The organism is Oscillospiraceae bacterium NTUH-002-81 (assembly GCA_032620915.1).
Taxonomy (GTDB): domain Bacteria; phylum Bacillota; class Clostridia; order Lachnospirales; family Lachnospiraceae; genus JAGTTR01.
On sequence record CP136052.1, the window covers coordinates 295,336 to 314,448 of the forward strand.

10 protein-coding genes and 3 pseudogenes are annotated in these 19,113 nt (G+C 49.1%); 8 read left to right on the forward strand and 5 right to left on the reverse strand.

All coding sequences use genetic code 11. From position 1 onward, the window contains the following. The first annotated feature begins 663 nt into the window (after positions 1-663). Positions 664-2,459, forward strand: a pseudogene (gene ltrA / locus RJD28_01440) (group II intron reverse transcriptase/maturase). Between the two features lie 480 nt (positions 2,460-2,939). Beyond that, positions 2,940-4,206, forward strand: a pseudogene (locus RJD28_01445) (HAD-IC family P-type ATPase). A gap of 30 nt (positions 4,207-4,236) precedes the next feature. On the opposite strand, the gene RJD28_01450 reads toward RJD28_01445, so the two are convergent. Continuing rightward, positions 4,237-5,316 (reverse strand): J domain-containing protein, encoded by a 1,080-nt coding sequence (locus tag RJD28_01450; GenBank protein ID WNV58260.1) that lies wholly within the window; start codon positions 5,314-5,316, stop codon positions 4,237-4,239. Positions 5,317-5,484: 168 nt separating this feature from the next. Continuing rightward, entirely contained in the window at positions 5,485-6,867 is a 1,383-nt protein-coding gene (locus RJD28_01455) for a sodium:alanine symporter family protein (protein ID WNV58261.1), read from the reverse strand. A 404-nt stretch (positions 6,868-7,271) separates the two neighbouring features. Between RJD28_01455 and RJD28_01460 the strand changes: the two genes are divergently transcribed. Then, the gene (locus tag RJD28_01460; protein WNV58262.1) at positions 7,272-8,273 is read left to right on the forward strand and encodes an MBL fold metallo-hydrolase; all 1,002 of its coding nucleotides are present in this window, start codon (positions 7,272-7,274) and stop codon (positions 8,271-8,273) included. Then, positions 8,155-9,070: pseudogene (locus RJD28_01465) on the forward strand (sugar phosphate nucleotidyltransferase). Before RJD28_01460 ends, RJD28_01465 begins: the two are co-directional and overlap by 119 nt. Before the next feature lie 223 nt (positions 9,071-9,293). On the opposite strand, the gene RJD28_01470 reads toward RJD28_01465, so the two are convergent. Beyond that, on the reverse strand, positions 9,294-10,907 hold the full coding sequence (locus RJD28_01470) for a CTP synthase (GenBank protein WNV58263.1): 1,614 nt from the start codon (positions 10,905-10,907) through the stop codon (positions 9,294-9,296). Between the two features lie 190 nt (positions 10,908-11,097). Between RJD28_01470 and ftsH the strand changes: the two genes are divergently transcribed. The 4 genes from ftsH (at position 11,098) to guaA (ending at position 17,287) form a co-directional block, all read left to right on the forward strand. Continuing rightward, positions 11,098-13,212 carry an ATP-dependent zinc metalloprotease FtsH gene (ftsH, locus tag RJD28_01475; GenBank protein ID WNV58264.1) on the forward strand — a complete coding sequence of 705 codons (2,115 nt, stop codon included), beginning with the start codon at positions 11,098-11,100 and terminating at the stop codon, positions 13,210-13,212. A gap of 310 nt (positions 13,213-13,522) precedes the next feature. Then, positions 13,523-14,221 carry an MgtC/SapB family protein gene (locus RJD28_01480; protein WNV58265.1) on the forward strand — a complete coding sequence of 233 codons (699 nt, stop codon included), beginning with the start codon at positions 13,523-13,525 and terminating at the stop codon, positions 14,219-14,221. Positions 14,222-14,234: 13 nt separating this feature from the next. Next, entirely contained in the window at positions 14,235-15,578 is a 1,344-nt protein-coding gene (locus RJD28_01485) for an MATE family efflux transporter (GenBank protein ID WNV58266.1), read from the forward strand. Between the two features lie 131 nt (positions 15,579-15,709). Next, positions 15,710-17,287 carry a glutamine-hydrolyzing GMP synthase gene (gene guaA / locus RJD28_01490; GenBank protein WNV58267.1) on the forward strand — a complete coding sequence of 526 codons (1,578 nt, stop codon included), beginning with the start codon at positions 15,710-15,712 and terminating at the stop codon, positions 17,285-17,287. Between the two features lie 82 nt (positions 17,288-17,369). Here the strand turns inward: guaA and RJD28_01495 are convergent, their stop codons facing one another. Then, entirely contained in the window at positions 17,370-17,924 is a 555-nt protein-coding gene (locus RJD28_01495; GenBank protein WNV58268.1) for a hypothetical protein, read from the reverse strand. Beyond that, on the reverse strand, positions 17,924-19,039 hold the full coding sequence (locus RJD28_01500; protein ID WNV58269.1) for a DUF262 domain-containing protein: 1,116 nt from the start codon (positions 19,037-19,039) through the stop codon (positions 17,924-17,926). Before RJD28_01500 ends, RJD28_01495 begins: the two co-directional genes overlap by 1 nt. Positions 19,040-19,113 lie beyond the last annotated feature (74 nt).

The window sequence follows — 19,113 nt, forward strand, 5'->3', positions numbered from 1 at the left end:
AGGTACAAGCTGTGTGTGACAGTGCGGGTGGGGTTGCCATATGGTTAGAATGACCAGTAAGGCGGTCTGACAAAATTCCGAATGTACGGCTCTAAACGAATGGCTGGCAGAAATGCCAGTGTACCAGTAGGTACGCAAGTGGGGTAAAGTAAAAGTTGTTAGTATGAAATACCCTCTGTGTTTACAGGACACAGGTATCTATAAAGATAATACTTGCAGGGCTAAAGGAATGACCTAAGTGACAACAATCCTAAGTTATGTGGAACGTGGAAAGCAACCAATACGGGAACTGACTGTATCAGTGACAAAGTACCGTAGTTGTGTCGAAAAGGAAAGGTATAAAGGAATCCTTTCTACAATAAGCACATTTATGGTTGTGAGAGTAGTGGCACAGTACCGATGAAACCGTGATAATAAGCGGTGGAGGGATAGCCACAAGCCGATACTAAGATTTCCTTTATGTCTATATAGTAATCACCAAATGGAGATTTTCATAGCTGTCGAGGTGAGACGAAGAAAAAATCATTCTCCAATAAGGAGTTGGTTACTATGGCAAAACGAATTGTAAATAAAGCAGAAAGAAATGCAGAAAGATATGACGCAAAAGAAACTGGATATCAGTTATATGAAGGCAGTCTGAAAGGTAATAAATTTGACAGGCTTATGCCCCTGATAGTATCAGAGCAGAATATCATACTTGCATATCGGAATATCTGCAAAAATAACGGGAGCAAAACCCCTGGAACAGATGGGAAGACAATAACAGAAATTCAGTCACTCCCAATCGAAACGGTCATTAAAACCGTCAGAAATAAATTGAACTTTTATCAGCCTAAAAAGGTCCGGCGTGTAGAAATACCAAAAGACAATGGAAAAACCAGACCATTAGGAATCCCAAGTATATGGGATAGACTGATACAGCAATGTATTCTGCAAATACTGGAACCGATTTGTGAAGCAAAATTTCATGAACGAAATAATGGGTTCAGACCATACAGGTCAACGCAAAATGCGATTGCTCAATGCTATAAAATGGCACAGTTGCAAAATCTGCATTTTGTAGTAGATGTGGACATTGTTGGATTCTTTGACAATATTGACCATAATAAGCTGATTCGGCAGTTGTGGGGACTTGGAATACAGGACAGGAAACTGATTATGATAATCAAACAGATGCTAAAAGCAGAAATCCTGTTTAATGACATTGTAATTACCCCGGAAACAGGTACACCACAGGGGGGATTTTATCCCCACTTCTTGCAAATGTAGTATTGAATGAGCTGGACTGGTGGATTGCTAATCAATGGGAGATGTTTAAAGTCAAAGATGGAAAATCCGGACTGGAATTTTACAGGACTGATAAGGAGGGAAATATCCTCACAATAGACAGGTCACCAAAGTGGAAAAAGCTGAGGGAAAAGACAGAACTTAAAGAAATGTACATCGTAAGGTATGCAGACGATTTTAAGATATTCTGTCGGGACTATGTAACAGCTAAGAAAGCCATGTATGCAACAAAACTATGGCTTGCAGAACATTTACATCTGCAAACAAGTGATGAGAAATCTGGAATCACAAACTTGCGTAAGAACTATACAACTTTTCTTGGAATCAAATTTAAAGTTGTTCCAAAAGGTGATAAATGGATAATCCGTTCACATATAGCCGACAAAAGTAAAGATAAGGTTATCAATAAGCTGCGGACTGTCTGGAAAGATATCAAAAATCCAAGCAAGCAAAGCGAAATTGATAAAAACATAAGTCTTTACAATTCAATGGTTATGGGTATGCACAATTATTATTGTATGGCAACAATGGTATCAGCAGATTTTGCAGAAATCGCCTATAAAGTGAATGGGAAAAGTAACGGTATGAACCACAATAACCGATGTTTTCCGATAACAAAAACGGGTGAGATAACCAGTAAATTTATCCAACAAAAGTATGGAAAGTCAAAGCAGTTCCGATGGATAAAAGGAAGAATGATTATTCCAGTAGGGTATGTGGCGTATGAATATCCAAAATACAAAAGGCGGGAAGTCAATAAATATGTGAGGAAGTATTCAGACATCGAAAACTGTATCAGTTATGATGTTATGAAATATATGATGGGAAATGCACATCTTTATCCGACCTTGGAGATGGCAGATAATGCCCTTTCAAGGTATATAGCACAAAAAGGAAAATGTGCAGTAACACACAATGCCCTGTCAATAACAGACATGGTATGTATACACATAAAACCGTGCAAAGGTGAGCGAAATGACACATATAGGAATTTGATAATTTTATCCAAAGATGTGTCAAAATTGGTTGATGCAACAGAAAATAAAGTAATAAAGAAACTGTTGCAGAATTTAACATTGACCGTGGAAATGCAAGAAAAAATAAACAAACTCCGAAAATACAGGGAGTTGGAAGAAATACAATTCGAGGACTATATAGGCACTAAAATGTAATCTTAGTCGGTGGAACGCCGTGTGATGGGAAACTATCACGCACGGTGTGGAGTGGGGGGAAAAGCCCGAGGTGGTAACACCAGAGGCTTACCTATCACTATTGGGATAAGCGGAAAGATGGACATCCCATAACCCAATATATATAAGCTGAGAAGAACTCTGTGTAAAGCAGGGTTCTTTTTTCGTAGGAAATTATGCCGACTAAATATAATATGTCAGCTAAAGCAGACGATACCTGATGTACAAAGTGTTGAAGAGTTTGAAACGGACTTGTCTGTTTTTTATGCATGCAATACTGCGTCTGAGGAGCAAGGGTGGAACAGATGCAGGATATGGAGAAAAAGCAAATGATAAAATATATCAAGTAGAATATTGACAACCAATACCCCTATAGGTATATTATATACACATACCACGTTGGGTATAAATGAGATAAAACATGTGTATATAGAAAGGGGATCTTTGCGTATGAAAGCGCTGATGGAGAAGCTGGAAGGGCTTCTGGAGATTGGAGGAACAAAGAAGGATATCGCATTTCTGGCTGTTTCTGCCGTTGCACTGCTGTGCAGTATTTTTCACGTGGTATCATTGCCGTTTCAGCTGGATATGGCTTGGGTGGCCATCATCCTGTGCGGTGTGCCGATCATTCTGGAGGCCATCATCGGCCTGGTGACGGCGTTTGATATCAAAGCGGACGTGCTGGTGTCGCTGTCGCTGATCGCGTCCGTGGCCATCGGGGAGATTTTTGCGGCCGGTGAGGTGGCTTTTATCATGCAGCTGGGCGGTCTTCTGGAGGAGCTGACCGTGGCGAAAGCCAGAGCCGGGATTGAGAAGCTGGTGCACCTGACGCCACAGACAGCCAGGGTCATCCATGGCGATGCGGAGAAGATCATCCCCGCCGATGAGGTGCAGGTGGGGGATCTGCTGCGGGTGCTGCCCGGGGAGATCATTCCGGTGGACGGGGTGATCACGGCGGGGCAGACGGCGGTCAATCAGGCGGTGATGACCGGAGAATCCCCTGCCGGTGGATAAGCAGGCGGGGGATGAGGTGTCTTCGGGAACGGTCAACCAGTTCGGCGCTTTTGAGATGAAGGCCCAGAAGGTAGGGGAGGACAGCTCCATTCAGCGGATGATCCGTCTCATTCAGTCTGCGGATGCGGGAAAAGCAAAGATCGTGGGCATGGCGGACCGCTGGGCCACCTGGATTGTGGTGACGGCGTTGACAGCGGCATTTCTCACCTGGCTGATTTCCGGGAAAATCATCCGCGCGGTGACGATCCTCGTTGTTTTCTGTCCCTGTGCCCTGGTGCTGGCAACACCTACGGCGATTATGGCCGGTATCGGCAATGCGGCAAAGCACGGGTTTCTTGTAAAAGAGGGAGATGCGCTGGAGCGGCTGGCGACCGTGAAACGGATTGCTTTTGACAAAACAGGTACGCTGACCTACGGAAAACCGGAGGTGATCGCGGTGCGCGGCCTGGACGGCGGGATGGATGAGGATACGGTATATCGTCTGGCCGCCGCTGCGGAAAGTCTGTCCGAGCATCCGCTGTCCAAACGGATGATGCGTACCATCCGTCTGAATCTGACGTTTTCCATGACGCTGAACTTTGTGGCGATCATTCTGGCCATCACCGGCATTCTGAATCCGGTGGCCGGAGCGCTGGTGCACAACAGTGGCTCCGTACTGGTTATCATCAATTCGTTCTTTGTACTGCGTTACCAGTGGAAGAATGAAAATAAATGATGTGGGATAACAAAAAATGCGGGGGCTGCATTATGCAGCTCCCGCATTTCCGTAAGGGCTGGAAGCTTTCATGGCTTCCTCGAATTCCCGTAATTTCTGTCGTGCCTGTGGGCTGACGCTGGTCGGTACCTGGATCTGGACTTTGACGTACAGATCGCCGTGAACGGAAGGGTTCTTCATGGAGACGATGCCCTTGCCTTTCAGACGAATCCTGGAACCGGACTGGGTGCCCTCCCGGATCTTGCACAGCACGGTGCCGTCCAGGGTACGTACCGGTACCTCGCCGCCGCACACAGCGGTGGTGAAAGGAATGTTGACGGTGGTCTCCACATCCATGCCGTTTCTGGTAAAGCCAGGCTTGTCGGCCACATGTACCTTCAGCAGCAGGTCACCGGCCGCACCGGAACCGAAGCCCGGATTGCCCTTGCCTTTCAGGCGGATGCTCTTGCCATCGTCGATGCCTGCGGGGATGTGTACCTGCAGGGACTGTCTGCTGCCCTTCGGGTCATCTGACCGGGACAGGTGGATGATCTTGTCACATCCAAAAGCCGCTTCATCGAAGCTGACGGAAATATCCGCGTGCAGGTCTTCTCCCTTCTGGCTGTAGGAATTGCCGCCGAATCCATCAAACCCGCTGGCGGAGCCATTTCCAAAACCGCCGAATCCGTGAAATCCACTGGAAGAGCCGTGGAAGCTACCGGAGCGGCCGCCTGTACTGCCGAAGCCTCCGTTTCCGAAAATATTTTTCAGGATATCGTCCATGTCGCCGCCTTCAAAGTGGAATTCCTGATAGCTGCCGTCCGGGCTTCGGTAAGCGCCGCCCCTGCCGGAACCGAAACCGCCGAATCCACCGCCTGCTGCGCCGTCGGCACCCATACTGCCGTCCAGCCCGGCATGACCGAACTGATCGTAGATTTTTCGCTTCTTCTCATCGCTGAGCACTTCGTAGGCTTCTGTCGCTTCTTTGAACTTCTGCTCCGCTTCTTTATTGCCCGCATTGGTGTCCGGGTGGTATTTTTTCGCCAGTTTTCGATATGCTTTCTTCAAAGCCGCGGCATCGGCAGTTCTGTCAACGCCCAGCACTTCGTAATAATCTCGTTTATTTCCCATGACTGCCACCTCCTCTATGACTGTCAGATCAAAAATCAGGATCACCCTGAAAATAATATACAAAATAGCAACAGGTGCTGGAAGATACCAGCACCTTTGTTATAACTGTAATATAACATATGTTCTTTGCGGTGTCAAGCGGAGGAACCATATTTTTGCAAAAATTTTCTACTTGCGGATGACAGGGATTTCTGTGGTGTCCCGCTCGTCCAGATGGGAGAGGTAATGCTTCGTTTCTTTGGAAATGACACCGGACAGTAGCAGGATGGCGATCAGGTTGGGGATTGCCATGAGTGCATTCAGGGTATCGGCCATATCCCACACAAGATTCAGACTGATCAGTGGCCCTGCAAGCAGAACGAGGATGTACAGGATGCGGTAAACCGGGAAGGCTTTGCGTCCAAATAAATATTCTACGCACCGCTCACCGTAATAGCACCAGCCGAGGATCGTCGAGTAGGCGAAGGTGATAATGCCGATCACCAGGATGAAGCTGCCTATATAGGGTAGCTGCCGGAAGGCCAGAGTGGTGAGATCGCCGCCATCGGTAATGCCGGACACATCAATGGCCGGATTTTTCATGATGCTGGTGACGAGCACCAGTCCGGTCATAAGACATACGACAACCGTATCCCAGAAGGTTCCGGTGGAGGAAACCAGTGCCTGGCGGACAGGGTTGCGGGTCTGAGCAGCAGCGGCCACGATAGGAGCGGATCCCATACCGGATTCATTGGAGAAAAGGCCACGGGCGATACCGTAGCGGGCCGCGGTCATCATTCCGGAACCGATAAGTCCGCCTGCAGCTGCGCCGGGGGTAAATGCCAGCTGACAGATGGCCTTAATGGAAGGGATAATATAATCATAGTTGAAGCCGAGGATGATGATACAGCCCAGCACATAGAAAAGCGCCATGAAAGGCACCAACTTTTCACATACCCGGGCGATGGATTTGATGCCGCCGAAAATAACAAGGCAGGTGAGGGCGGCCACCAGGATGCCGGTGATCCAGGGGGCGATCCCGAGGTTGGTTTTCACGATCTTGGCAATGGCATTGACCTGTACGCCGCAGCCGATGCCAAAAGAAGTCAGTGCTGCCAGAAACGCGAAAATGATACCCAGCCATTTGGCATGCAGACCCCGTTCCAACGCATACATGGCGCCGCCCATCATCCGGCCATCCTCCGTTTTTACCCGGTATTTTACTGCAACGAGGGATTCTGCATACTTGGTGGCAATGCCGAAAACGCCGGTGAGCCAGCACCACAGTACAGCGCCGGGGCCGCCCAGGGCGATGGCCGTGCCCACACCGATGATATTTCCGGTGCCGATGGTGGAAGCCAGCGCTGTGGTCAGGGCGCCGAACTGGCTGATGTCGCCGTGGGCGTCAGGATCTTTCGTAACGGACAGCTTGATGGCCGTGAAGGTTTTCTTCTGGATAAAGCCGGTCCGTACCGTCATAAACAGATGGGTGCCGAACAGAAGGATGATCATGGGAGGCCCCCACAGGTATCCATTGATAAAGGTAATAAAGGTTTGCATGGCGTTCAGCATAGACAGTCCTCCTTAGGCAGCCCCGTCAGACGGTTTTGCATTTTTGTTTTAATGTATGAGAGTTTACCACATAAAATGCAGAAGTGTCTATATAAAAACGGAAAATACCCTTAAATTTCTGGGTAAAATAAAAAACACAGAAAATAAAACGGTTAAAGCGGAAAACGACCAAAGAGGGGGACGGTGGGAGAAGAAAAATACAGAGATTTTTCCGGTGAAAACCGGTCAGAAGTTTTACTTTTGGGTGATTTTCAGGTATGATAAGAGCAGAATGAAGAAAAAAAGAAAGAAAATGAGGACGATTTGTCTGATGACGATGCTGTGTATGGGGCTTTCCGGCTGCGGAAAACAGCAGGAACCGCTGACGGCTGCATTTCTGAAGGTGGGGGAAAGCCGATGCCATCGTGATATCCCGGGGAGAGGAGGCACTTCTGATCGACACCGGGGAGGAGGACGATGGAGAAAAGATTCTGGAATACATGGAAAGTCAGGGCATCCGTCAGGTGCAGACGATGATCCTTACCCATTTTGATAAAGATCATGTGGGCGGCGCGGATCATATTTTACAGGGCATTCCCGTGGAACAGGTGTTGGAACCGGATTATGCAGGCAGTGGGAAACAGTATCGGGAATATGCGGACACGAAGGAAAATGCCGGAGAGGTCAGGGCTGTGACGGCGGAGGAGACGTTCTCCTTTGCCGGGGCGACGGTGACGGTATATCCGTCGGCACTGACCCTGGAAGGCATTCTGGACTCCGGGGAAAAGGAATATGACAATGACCTGTCGCTGGCCGTGCGGCTGGTGGACGAGGACAATACATTCTGGTTCCTGGGAGACGCCAAGGTGCTCCGTATCCGGGAACTGCTGGATACGGAAGTTCTGACTGGCGGCTGCCAGGTGCTGAAGCTCCCCCATCACGGCAGATACAGTACCGAGACGCGGCCTCTTCTGGAGACGGTGAAGCCGGACAACGTGGTGATCTGCTGTTCCGGGAAAAATCCGCCGGAGGAGGGAGACACTGCGGGAGCTGGAGCGATTGGACATTCCGGCGTGGGAGACTGCGGATGGGAATGTGTATGCCGTCAGCGACGGGAAAACCGTGCGGATGCGGCAGGGCAGGTAAAGCTCGATGAGAAGAGACCGGTAGACCGCCGAACGAGTGGCGTTCTGCTGCTTCAGGAAAAATTCGCTGGAGGAAGAGATTCTGCGGGAGCTGGAATGCCAGAAAATCCCGGTGTGGAGACCAAGAATGGAAATAAAAATGAAGAAGAAAGAAGGACAGAACATGAAAGAACCAACATTAGTGATTATGGCAGCGGGAATGGGAAGCCGTTACGGCGGCCTGAAACAGATGGATCCCATGGACAGCCAGGGACATATCATCATGGATTTTTCCATCTATGATGCGATCAGAGCCGGTTTTCAGAAAGTGGTATTTATCATCAAGAAAGAAAACGAGGGTATTTTCCGGGAGCGGATCGGCAGCCGGATAGAGAAAATCATGAATGTGACCTATGTTTTTCAGGAGCTGGATGCGCTGCCGGAAGGGTATACGGTACCGGCGGACCGGGTAAAGCCTTGGGGAACGGGACACGCGGTGTTAAGCTGCCTGGGCGCAGTGGACGGGCCGTTTGCGGTGATCAATGCCGATGACTATTACGGCCCGGAGGCATTTTCTCTGATTTACCAGTATCTCACCACCCATCCAGACGATGAGAAATACCGCTATGCCATGGTGGGCTACATTCTGTCCAACACGCTGACGGAGAACGGCCATGTGGCACGGGGCGTGTGTGAGACGGATGCGGCAGGGTATCTGACCTCCATCACCGAGCGCACCCGCATCGAGAAGCGGGGGGATGGCGCAGCCTACACTGAGGATGATGGAAAGACATGGACGGCGCTGAGCCCGGAGGCTACGGTGTCCATGAACCTGTGGGGCTTCCATGAAAGCTTTCTCGGAGAGCTGAAAAACCGGTTCTCGGCATTTTTTGGATGAGGCGCTGGTCAACAACCCGCTGAAGGGAGAATATTTCCTGCCGTCGGTGGTGGAGGCATTGTTGGAGGAAGGGAAGGCAACGGTGCAGGTGCTGAAATCCGCAGACCGCTGGTACGGCGTCACCTACAAGGAGGATAAGCAGATGGTCATGGATGCCATCTGTGATATGAAAAAACGGGGACTGTACCCGGATGCGTTCTAAAGAAGGACAGAAAGACGGATAGCAGGAAGGATAGAAGGTTCTCCTGTGAAAGTGGCAGGAGGATCACCTGCCAGAATAGGAAACTGATTAAAAAGTATTATATATAGAAGAAACACGATCGTCACCATCGAAATTCTCTGACAGGAAAAGAAGTAAGAAAAGGCCCGCGGCACTGTGGAAGTGTCACGGGCTTTGTGTATCAGCTGCGCTGTATCCGGCAGCGTTATTTCTGGCTGTTCTTATTTTCCAGGGCGGCCGCGATGAAACCGCGGAACAGCGGATGCGGGCGGTTCGGTCTGGATTTCAGCTCCGGATGCGCCTGGGTGGCAACGAAGAACGGATGATCCGGGATTTCAATCATCTCCACGATTCTGCCGTCCGGGGAAATGCCGGAAAGCATCATGCCGTTATCGCTCAGCGCCTGTCGGTAATCGTTGTTGACCTCGTAACGGTGTCTGTGGCGCTCATGGATGACTTCTTCACCGTAAAGGGCATAAGCCTTGGAATCCTTATTCAGGACACAGGGGTAGGAGCCCAGCCGTAAGGTGCCGCCGATATCCTCCACGCCGTTCTGATCGGGCATCAGGTCGATGACCGGGTGCGTCGTCTTCGGATCCAGCTCGATGCTGTGGGCGTCGGTGTATTTCAGGACATGTCTTGCATATTCCACAATGGAAAGCTGCATGCCCAGGCAGAGGCCCAGGAACGGGATATTGTGGGTGCGGGCATATTCGATGGCCGTGATTTTTCCCTCAATGCCGCGGCTGCCGAAACCGCCGGGAACAAGAATGCCGTTCACATCGCCCAGAAGCTCTGCCACATTATCCGGGGTCACCGTCTCGGAATCCACCCATTTGATGTTGACAACCGAGTGGCTGGCGATGCCGCCGTGCTTCAGTGCTTCCACCACACTGATGTAAGCGTCATGCAGCGTGATATATTTTCCGACCAGGGCAACGGTCACTTCGCTGGTGGGATGCTTCAGGGCGTTGACCATATTTTTCCAGTCTTCCAGATCCGGCTCCGGGCAGTCCAGCTTCAGGCACTCGCAGGCAACCTGGGCCAGGTGCTCCTTTTCCATGGCCAGCGGTGCCTCATACAGATATTCCACGTCCAGGTTTTGCAGCACGTGAGAGCTGGGCACATTGCAGAACAGGGCGATCTTGTCCTTGATGCTCTGATCCATGGGCATCTCTGAACGGCAGACGATGATATCCGGCCAGATACCCATGCCCTGCAGCTCCTTGACGGACGCCTGGGTGGGCTTCGTCTTCATTTCCCCGGAGGCATGCAGGTAAGGGATCAGGGTAACGTGGATCAGGATGGCATTCTCATGTCCCACCTCATGCTGGAACTGCCGGATGGACTCCAGGAAGGGCTGGCTTTCGATATCACCCACGGTACCGCCCACCTCAATGATGGCGATGCGGGTGTCTGTGTCAGTAAAATTGCGGTAAAAGCGGCTCTTGATCTCGTTGGTGATGTGGGGAATGACCTGTACGGTGCCGCCGCCGTAGTCTCCCCGCCGTTCTTTCTGCAGAACCGTCCAGTAGACCTTACCGGTGGTCACATTGGAGTTCTTATCCAGGCTCTCATCGATAAAACGCTCATAGTGTCCCAGATCCAGGTCTGTCTCGGCACCGTCATCGGTGACGAACACCTCGCCGTGCTGGATCGGGTTCATGGTGCCGGGGTCGATGTTGATATAAGGGTCAAATTTCTGCATGGTTACCTTGTAACCGCGGGCCTTCAGCAGCCGGCCAAGGGAAGCAGCGGTGATTCCCTTACCCAGACCGGACACAACGCCGCCGGTTACGAATACGTATTTTACTGGCATAATCCATCCTCCTGTGTTTGAATCAATGACTGGTCTTCTTATAATCATGGTATTATACAACCAAAGAATTCAGAAATCCACTTTTTTTTATGAAAATTTAAAAAACGTAAAATGAAATTTCACATTCCGCTTATTGATTTGTGGAAGAATTATCTCTATAATATTAGTATTGCAAAACAGGAGGAACACTATGGATAATAATAACAACAGGAAAAACAGTCCCGGCGGGGGCCGTAATCCGAAGAATAGAACGAATATGCTCATATTCATGATCCTGGCAGTGATCGTGCTGTCATCCATGTACTTTATGCGCAGTATTTATTCTGACGCCACAGAACAGGAGGTTCCCTATTCCGAGTTCGTGGAACTGGTGAAGGACGGCAAGGTGGACAGTGTCGTCATGAAGTCTGACCGGATCACCTTTGAGATGAAGGAGGATGCGGATAAGAAGGAAGTCTCCGGGCTGTCCGGTGCCCAGGTGACATATTACACCGGTGTTTTCCCGGATGAGGATTTGAAAAATATGCTGGCGGAGTATGGTGTGACGACTTACTCCAGGGAGGTGCCGGATACAACGGGCGCTGTGCTGTACAGTATCCTGAGTTATCTGATCCCTATCGTTCTTATGGTGGGCGCATATGTGTTTATCATGGGCCGTATGTCCAGAGGCGGCGGTATGATGGGCGTCGGCAAGAGCAAGGCGAAGGTTTATATGCAGAAGGAGACCGGTGTGACGTTCAAGGACGTAGCCGGTCAGGACGAGGCCAAGGAATCCTTACAGGAAGTAGTTGATTTCCTGCATAACCCCGGAAAATATACAAAGATCGGTGCCAAGCTGCCCAAGGGCGCGTTGCTGGTGGGCCCTCCGGGAACCGGTAAGACGTTGCTGGCAAAAGCGGTGGCAGGAGAAGCAAACGTGCCCTTCTTTTCCCTGTCCGGTTCTGATTTCGTGGAAATGTTTGTGGGTGTGGGTGCGTCCCGTGTCCGCGACCTGTTTGAGGAAGCCAAGAAGATGGCGCCCTGTATCATTTTTATTGATGAGATCGATGCCATCGGCAAACGCCGCGACAGTGGACTGGGCGGCGGCAATGATGAGCGGGAGCAGACGCTGAACCAGCTGCTGTCCGAGATGGATGGTTTTGATACGTCCAAGGGGCTGTTGATCCTGGCGGCAACCAACCGGCCGGAGGTGCTGGATCAGGCGTTGTTGCGACCGGGCCGTTTTGACCGGAGAGTTATCGTGGACAAGCCGGATCTGAAAGGCCGTGTGAATATCCTGAAAGTGCATTCCAAGGATGTTCATCTGGATGAGACTGTCGATCTGGAAGCAATCGCGCTGGCAACCAGCGGTGCGGTGGGTTCCGATCTGGCCAATATGATCAATGAAGCTGCCATTCTGGCAGTCAAGGACGGAAGAAACATGGTTTCCCGGAAGGATCTGTTCGAGGCCGTGGAAGTCGTTCTCGTTGGTAAGGAGAAGAAAGACCGGATCCTCAGCAAGGAAGAGCGCCGCATCGTTTCCTACCACGAAGTGGGACATGCGCTGGTCAGCGCCCTGCAGAAGGATTCCGAGCCGGTACAGAAGATCACCATCGTGCCCCGTACCATGGGCGCTCTGGGCTATGTGATGAACGTGCCGGAGGAAGAAAAGTATCTGAACACGGAGAAAGAGATCCGTGCTATGCTGGTGGAATTTGTGGCGGGCCGTGCGGCGGAGGAGATCGTTTTTGATACGGTAACCACCGGTGCAGCCAATGATATCGAGAAGGCCACCCGGATCGCGCGGGCCATGGTGACCCAGTACGGTATGTCGCCGAAATTTGGCCTGATCGGTCTGGAGACGGTGGAGAACCAGTATCTGTCCGGCAGAACCGTGCTCAACTGCAGCGATGAGATGGCGGCAGAGGTTGACCGGGAAGTCATGCAGATCCTGAAGGATTCCTACGCGGAGGCCAAACGGCTTCTGACGGAGAACCGGGAAGCACTGGACAAGATTGCGGCATTCCTGATTGAGAAAGAAACCATCACCGGCAAAGAATTTATGGAGATCTTCCATCAGGTGCGCGGCGACCAGCCAGAGAGCACAGAAGGGGAGAAATCCAGAATCTCCGAGAAGCAGATTGGATTGCCGGAGGCTGCGGAGTCAGTCAAGACAGAGGAACCCGCTGCGGCAGGTGAGACTGCTGTGACAGGCGAAGAAACAGCAGAACACGTTGCAGAGACGGATGTTGCCAGAGCAGAGATAGCTGAAGGAGCAGAAGCTGAGCAGGCTGCAGCGAAAGCAGAGACAGAGGACGTTGAGTAGAAGTAGACTGTAACGGAGGCTGAGACGGCAGAGAAGAACGCCAACGAAGATCGTTGCCGAGAGTGAGTAATTGCCGGGCACGATTCGATATGGGAGATGCTTTAACCTGTGCAGGGAGATACTGCGATATATGCGATGTCATCTGTTTCAGATATATAAAAGTTAGATATGGATACAAGAAAACACGGAGCCTCGGGGAATTTTCCCCGGGGTTCTGTTTGCTTTCCGGCAAGTTTTCCTATTTGACAGAAAGCCCGCTTTTCGCTACACTTGGGGGTAGAAAATGACAGGGTGACCGGGAGGCGTGTATATGGAGAAAATGGCCTGGATTTCTTATCTTCGGGAATTAAATGTGCTGTCACTGACGCTGCGTATCGTGCTGGCAGTGTTTTGCGGTGGAATCATCGGTTATGAGCGGGGAAAACATCAGGAGGCAGCGGGGTTTCGTACCCATATCCTCGTCTGTGTGGGTTCTGCCTGCACCATGCTGGTGGGACAGTACATGGTGACGGTGCTGGGACAGAATACCGATCCGGCCCGTATCGGCTCCCAGGTGGTAAGCGGCATCGGTTTCATCGGCGCGGGTACGATCATTCTCAACAGCCGCCACCAGATCAAGGGCGTGACGACGGCGGCAGGCCTCTGGGCGTCTGCTGCCATGGGGCTGGCTGTGGGTGTGGGCTTTTATGAGTGCGCCATCATCATGTGCATCGTTTTGCATTTTACGCTGAAACGGCTGAACCAGATGGACGATCAGTATGTCAAGCTGACGACAGATGCCAGGATTTACATGGAATACGAGAAAGATTTCCATTTCAGTCAGGTGGTCCGTGCCTTGCGGGAAAACGGCTGGCGGATCGTATTTCTGGAGCCGGTAACGGAGGAAAGCGCCGTGGGCGCATCCGTGCAGTTTATCATGCGCGGGGAGGAAGACAAAGGCGTTTCCAAAGAAGAAATGCTGGAAAAAATCCGCAAAATGCAGGATATCTGGTATATAGAAGAGCTGTAGGAGGAAGAGAACATTGGAACTGCGATTTTCAAATCAGGATCTGAAAAAGCTGATCATTCCGCTGGTCATCGAGCAGGTGCTGGCGATCTCGGTGGGCGTGGCCGACACGGTCATGGTATCCCATGTGGGCGAGGCGGCGGTGTCCGGGGTGTCTCTGGTGGACATGATCAATGTCCTGTGTATCCAGCTGTTTGCAGCACTGGGTACCGGCGGCGCGGTGGTGTGCGCTCAGTTTATCGGACAGAAGCGCAAAGAACCGGCCTGCCAGTCCGCAGATCAGCTTATTCTTATCTCCGCAGTCATCAGTGTGATGGCCATGGCGGTCTGCCTGGCTTTTGGCGAGCCCATCATTCGGCTGGCTTTTGGAAAAATTGATGCAGATGTGATGGAAAATGCCAGAATTTATCTCATGATCACCAGTCTGTCTTTCCCGTTTGTGGCCGTTTATAACTCCTGTGCTGCGCTGTTTCGGGCCATGGGTAATTCCCGGATCTCCATGCTGACCTCCCTGGTGATGAACATCATCAACATCAGCGGCAATGCCATCCTTATCTTTGGCCTGCACTGTAAGGTGGAGGGCGTGGCTATTCCCTCAGTGGTTTCCCGGGCGGTGGCGGCGGTCATCATGCTGCTCCTTATTCGCAATCCAAAGCTGCCGGTACATACAGGCCGGAAAATCTGCCTGCGCTTTGAACGGAAAATGATCGGCCGGATCCTGGGCATCGGCGTGCCCAGCGGCATGGAGAGCTGTTTTTTTAATCTGGGAAAGATCGTGGTGCTGTCCATCATCTCTGCCTTTGGCACAACACAGATCGCAGCCAATGCGGTGGCAAACAATGTGGACAACGTATGCTGTATTCCGGGAAATGCCATGGGGCTTGCCATGATCACCGTCATTGGGCAGTGCGTGGGTGCCGGGGATGTGGAGCAGGTAAAATATTACACGAAAAAGCTGATGAAAATCACCTATGTTACCATGTCGTCGCTGATCATTGTGATCCTGTTGTCCCAGCCGCTGATCTTCCGCATGTATAACCTCTCTCCGGAAACCATGGCGCTGGCGAAAATCCTCATGAGCATGCATAACATCACGGCGCTGTTTCTTTGGCCGCTGGCGTTTACTTTTCCCAACATGCTCCGCTCCTGCAACGATGTGGCCTACACCATGGTCGTTTCCATCGTGTCCATGTGCGTCGGGCGGATTTTGTTCGGATTTATCCTGGGAAAATATATGGGCTACGGTGCCATCGGCGTGTGCGCGGCCATGCTTCTGGACTGGGTGTTCCGCCTGACCTTTTTCCTCATCCGGTATTTTCGGGGCAACTGGAAGAAAACCATGTTCCGGTATGCGGGGTAACTGGGCCGTCTGTCTGGATGGCGGGCGGAATTTTTGGAAACCCCTTGTAAATAAAGAGGGGTTCCACTATAATAAAAAACAGTGAGCAACACAAAAATTGTGAGAGAAAACGAAACAAAGGAGGAACTGCCGTGAATAAGGAAATGGTGATCGTGCTTGATTTCGGCGGGCAGTACAACCAGCTGGTTGCCAGACGTGTCAGAGAATGTAACGTATACTGCGAAATATATTCTTACAGAACCGATATAGAGAAGATCAAAGCAATGCATCCCAAGGGAATTATCCTGACAGGAGGACCAAACAGCTGCTATGAGCCGGATTCACCGACTTACACAGAGGAGCTTTTCAAACTGGGGATTCCGGTGCTTGGTCTCTGCTATGGCGCACAGCTGATGTCTCATGTACTTGGCGGAAAAGTAGAGCGCGCAGAAGTAAGAGAGTATGGAAAGACAAAAGTTCTGATTGATAAAAAGACATCCAAGGTATTCGAGGGGGTATCTCCTGAGACTATCTGCTGGATGAGCCATTTTGACTACATTTCCAAAATCGCGCCCGGCTTCGAGATCACAGCCCATACGGCGGACTGCCCGGTGGCAGCCGCTGAAAATGAGGCAGAGAAGCTGTATGCGATCCAGTTCCATCCGGAAGTACTTCACACCGCAGAAGGCACGAAGATGATCAATAACTTCGTAAAAAATGTCTGTGCATGTGCAGGCGACTGGAAGATGGACGCCTTTGTAGAGCATACAGTAAAAGAAATCCGGGAGAAAGTCGGAGACGGCCGGGTACTTCTTGCCCTGTCCGGCGGTGTGGATTCTTCCGTTGCAGCGGGCCTTCTTTCCCGGGCCATCGGAAAACAGCTGACCTGTGTATTTGTGGATCATGGCCTCCTTCGTAAAAATGAAGGCGACGAAGTGGAAAACGTATTTGGCCCCAATGGACAGTTTGACCTGAATTTTATCCGTGTCAACGCACAGGAGAGATATTACAAGAAACTGGCCGGTGTCACCGAGCCGGAGGCAAAACGGAAAATCATCGGCGAAGAATTCATCCGTATTTTTGAGGAAGAGGCAAAGAAGATCGGCGCTGTGGATTTCCTGGCGCAGGGAACCATTTACCCGGATGTGGTAGAGAGCGGTCTTGGCGGAGAATCTGCGGTGATCAAATCCCATCACAATGTGGGCGGCCTTCCGAAGAATGTTGATTTCAAAGAAATCATCGAGCCCCTTCGTGATCTGTTCAAAGACGAAGTGCGCAAAGCAGGTCTGGAGCTTGGCATCCCGGAGAAACTGGTATTCCGTCAGCCCTTCCCCGGTCCGGGGCTTGGCATCCGCATCATCGGCGAAGTAAATGCAGAAAAAGTGCGGATCGTACAGGATGCAGATTACATCTACCGTGAGGAAGTTGATAAAGCAGCGGAAGCCTATAAGAAAGAGCATGGCATCGCTCCCGCATGGATGCCGAACCAGTATTTCGCAGCCCTCACCAACATGCGTTCCGTTGGCGTTATGGGTGACGAGAGAACCTACGATTACGCCGTGGCACTGCGTGCCGTCAACACCATCGACTTTATGACTGCTGAGTCTGCTGAGATTCCCTTCGCAGTTCTTCAGACGGTGATGAGCAGGATCATCAATGAGGTGAGAGGGGTCAATCGAGTATTCTATGATCTCACCAGCAAGCCGCCGGGAACGATTGAGTTTGAGTAAAAAAATGGAGCTCGGAAATCCAGTGTTTATGCGGGTTTCCGGGCTCTTGTTATGTGATTTGAGTACAAATTGAGTGTAAAATTTAGACAATTGGGGGATCTAAAATCAAATCTGATATTTCGATTATTTTATTAATATAAATGGTATAATAGCTACTAGAGGTTCTACGATTTATTTTTGTTAAATAACTATCTGGTTCAATAAATGTTCCATTTCCTAAACACGTTTTGATATATTTTGTTCTTGATTCGTTACTTTCATGTGCTATGTAATTGCGTAAGGTAATCATTTGGTTAAAAAGAGTATTATTATCAGCTACATTGAAAATAATGTTAAAGGGGCTGTTTACAAAAATGTGAGGTGCTAATGTTTCGATTTTTTTGATATAATCAATGTATTGCTTGTCACCTCGTAGAATTGCACGTAAATGTTCCTCATCGGTAAAAGCTAATTTCCTTTGAGGGCAGTATCCCTTACTGCTTGGAACACCAATACAATAACTTTCAAAAATTTTTGAGAGATATTGTTCGAACTTTACATATATTTTAAAAAAACTGGCTTCATATAATAAGGCTATATTAGGTTGCAAGGAAGCATTACATTGTTGGATATAGGTTTTTAAAGCGTCATTTTCCATTATAAATCCCCTGCAATATAGTTGCTTAAGAACTTGACTCGTTCAAATCTTTCTGTTTTATTTGTTGTTCTAGTACGATGTAACTTCTCAAATTCAGTAAATTCAACATACATATCGTACCATGAAGCTTTGTCTATGATACAGCGTTCAAAATGATTTTCAAACTGTGCAAGTCTATCTAATAAACAAGGCATATGTTCGCTTATGTGTTCACTTGAATATTCGGATTTGCGAGGTGCATCTAAGACTGGCAATCCATATAATTGATGGACTAATGCAGCAAAAAGGGTATAAAAATATTGTTTTCCAGAAAAACAATGAATGTTGCCATTAAGGTATTCATAGATAGAATTTATTACCTTCATTGTTAAATCAAATTTGGGCTTAATGGTTTCATAATCATCAAAAGATTTATCAAATTTGCCGTAAAGCCTGTCTATGCTTGTAGGAGTATCGGAATCAATACCATTAATAAAAATATTCAATAACATTGAAACTAATTCAACATCATCCATTCTAGAAAACTGTTTGTCGGTAAAAATTTTGTTATTGTAAAAAATATCACGATATTCTGCAGCCGTATTGTATGCAGCGACTTTAAATTCGCCCCAGAATTTTGAGTTTCGGATTTCTTGGCGATTTAATACGCAATTGTTCGTGTTTAAACGTGCAAACATATCATAAATAACGGTATCATCTTTTTCACTAATTACTTCTACAAACAAATCATAATCTAAAAATTGCTCTTGGACATCTTCATCTAAATCTTTATAATACATTCCGCCAAATTCTTCATTGTGAGATTTTGAAATTGAAAATTTATTATCAACGAATTCCGTAATAGCACGTAATCGTTGTTGGCCGTCAATGATTTCTCTATAAGTTTTTTTTGTGGCAACATCTATTGCTTGTCGCATAAAGATTGGAGGAATAGGCAAACCTCGAAGAATAGTATCAATTAAGTATGATTTTGCCTTTTCGTTCCAAACGCTATTGCGCTGATATTTCGGAGATAATTCTAATTCCCCATTGTCATACCACTGTAAAATATCATTGATTTGAATTATTTTAGGTGCTTTTTTTTTGAGCATAGCTATGACCCCATTGATTTTCATGATTTTACCTCCTCATTTAAGGATATAGAATAGTATGTAATCCTATGAAGAGATAATACATATATTATATACGA

What these genes read in the sequence shown, in the direction of transcription:
- RJD28_01450 (WNV58260.1), bottom strand. Translation starts at nt 5,316, where the DNA reads ATGGGAAATAAACGAGATTATTACGAAGTGCTGGGCGTTGACAGAACT.
- ftsH (WNV58264.1), top strand. Translation starts at nt 11,098, where the DNA reads ATGGATAATAATAACAACAGGAAAAACAGTCCCGGCGGGGGCCGTAAT.
- RJD28_01495 (WNV58268.1), bottom strand. Translation starts at nt 17,924, where the DNA reads ATGGAAAATGACGCTTTAAAAACCTATATCCAACAATGTAATGCTTCC.
- RJD28_01480 (WNV58265.1), top strand. Translation starts at nt 13,523, where the DNA reads ATGGAGAAAATGGCCTGGATTTCTTATCTTCGGGAATTAAATGTGCTG.
- RJD28_01455 (WNV58261.1), bottom strand. Translation starts at nt 6,867, where the DNA reads ATGCTGAACGCCATGCAAACCTTTATTACCTTTATCAATGGATACCTG.
- RJD28_01500 (WNV58269.1), bottom strand. Translation starts at nt 19,039, where the DNA reads ATGAAAATCAATGGGGTCATAGCTATGCTCAAAAAAAAAGCACCTAAA.
- RJD28_01470 (WNV58263.1), bottom strand. Translation starts at nt 10,907, where the DNA reads ATGCCAGTAAAATACGTATTCGTAACCGGCGGCGTTGTGTCCGGTCTG.